Source organism: Cellulomonas triticagri, assembly GCF_003696205.1.
Classification (GTDB): domain Bacteria; phylum Actinomycetota; class Actinomycetes; order Actinomycetales; family Cellulomonadaceae; genus Cellulomonas; species Cellulomonas triticagri.
Genome location: NZ_RFFI01000247.1, coordinates 1 through 1,711, shown reverse-complemented (window position 1 = coordinate 1,711; position 1,711 = coordinate 1). Strand labels below are relative to the sequence as shown.

General features: G+C 75.6%; 2 protein-coding genes and 1 rRNA gene. 2 read left to right on the top strand and 1 reads right to left on the bottom strand.

What is annotated here, in order from left to right:
• Positions 1–109: 109 nt before the first annotated feature.
• The gene (locus tag EBM89_RS20575) at positions 110–1,024 is read left to right on the top strand and encodes an aminoglycoside phosphotransferase family protein (protein WP_122151408.1); all 915 of its coding nucleotides are present in this window, start codon (positions 110–112) and stop codon (positions 1,022–1,024) included.
• Between the two features lie 60 nt (positions 1,025–1,084).
• Positions 1,085–1,507 carry a DUF1801 domain-containing protein gene (locus tag EBM89_RS20570; protein ID WP_122151407.1) on the top strand — a complete coding sequence of 141 codons (423 nt, stop codon included), beginning with the start codon at positions 1,085–1,087 and terminating at the stop codon, positions 1,505–1,507.
• Between the two features lie 103 nt (positions 1,508–1,610).
• Here the strand turns inward: EBM89_RS20570 and rrf are convergent.
• Positions 1,611–1,711, bottom strand: a 5S ribosomal RNA gene (gene rrf, locus EBM89_RS20565); the annotation flags it as partial.

Sequence of the window (1,711 nt, the reverse complement as noted above, 5' to 3'; positions counted from 1 at the left end):
GGGCGGTGGGGCGGCGGGCGGTGGGGCGGCGGGCGCGGCGGCGCCGGGCAGCGCAGCCCGCGTCGTCGGGTAGCGTGGCGCGTCGCCCGCCGCGTCCTGGAGGTGATCCGTGCCCGTCCGACCGCCCGCCGAGGTCGACCTCACCGCCGACCTGGTCCGTGCGCTGCTGACCGACCAGCACCCCGACCTGGCGGACCTGCCGATCCACCTCGCCGCGCACGGCTGGGACAACGCGACGTTCCGGCTCGGGGCCGACCTGGCGGTGCGTCTCCCCCGCCGCGAGGCCGCCGCGCGCCTGGTCGAGCACGAGCAGCGGTGGCTGCCGGAGCTCGCACGGCGGTGCCCGCTCGCCGTGCCCACACCGGTGCGGGTCGGCACGCGGACTGCGGCGTTCGGCTGGGCGTGGAGCGTCGTGCCCTGGATCCCCGGCACGCCCGCCGCTGACGACCCGGTCGCCGCACGCACGCCCTGGGCGGCGGACCTCGCGGCGGCCCTGCACGCCCTGCACGTCCCGGCCCCCGCAGGGGCGCCCGTGAACCCCGTGCGCGGTGGAGCGCTGACCGGCCGCACCCACGCGCTCGAAGCCCGGCTCGCGGCAGGGCACCTCGACCCCGTCCTGCCCGACGCCCGCGACCGCGCCCACGCGCTCTGGCAGGACGCACTCACCGCCCCGCCGTGGCCCGGTGCGCCGCAGTGGGTGCACGGGGACCCGCACCCGGGGAACCTCGTGACCCGCGACGGCGCGCTGGTCGCCCTGCTGGACTTCGGGGACGTGACGGCGGGAGACCCGGCCTGCGACCTCGCGACGGCGTGGCTGACCTTCGACGCCACCGGCCGGGCCCGCTTCCGGGAGCGCACCGACGCGCTCGCCGAGCAGTCCGGCGCCGCCCCCGACCCCGGACGCTGGCGTCGCGCCGCGGGGTGGGCGCTGGTCATGTCCTCCGCGATGGTCGCGCACGGGGACGACGACGCCGTCATCTCCGCGATCGGACACCACGCGATCCGCGAGCTGCTTCCCGGCTGACACGCTCGCGCTCCGGGGGCGAGGACCCGCGTGTGCGACGGCCTGGGGCAGGATCAGGGCATGGCAGACACCCCGATCACCCGACCCACGGACGCGGACGTCGACTCCTACCTCGACGCCGTCGAACCCGAACGACGCCGCGCGGACGCCCGCCGGCTCGCGACAATGCTGCGCCAGGTCACGGGTGAGGAACCGGTGCTCTGGGGTCCGTCGATCATCGGGTACGGCTCGCAGCGGTACACCTACGCCTCCGGGCGCGCCGGCGACTGGCCGCCGATCGGGTTCTCGCCGCGGAAGACGGCGCTGACCATCTACCTGACGGACGGTGTCGCCGCGCACGCGGACGCGCTACAGCAGCTCGGCCCGCACACGACCGGCAAGGGCTGCCTGTACGTGAAGCGCCTGGACGCCGTGGACGAGACCGTGCTCACGCAGATCCTCACGGACACGTGGGCGGCGCGCGGCACGAACCCGCGCGGCTGAGGGAGGACGCGCTCGGCCGCCCTCAGCACGTGAGACCTCCGCAGGAATGTCTCGGGAAACACGAAGAGCCACCCCGAAACGGGGTGGCTCTTCGTGAATGGGTGTCCGGCGGCGTCCTACTCTCCCACACCCTGGCGAGTGCAGTACCATCGGCGCTGAGGGGCTTAGCTTCCGGGTTCGGAATGGGACCGGGCGTTTCCCCCT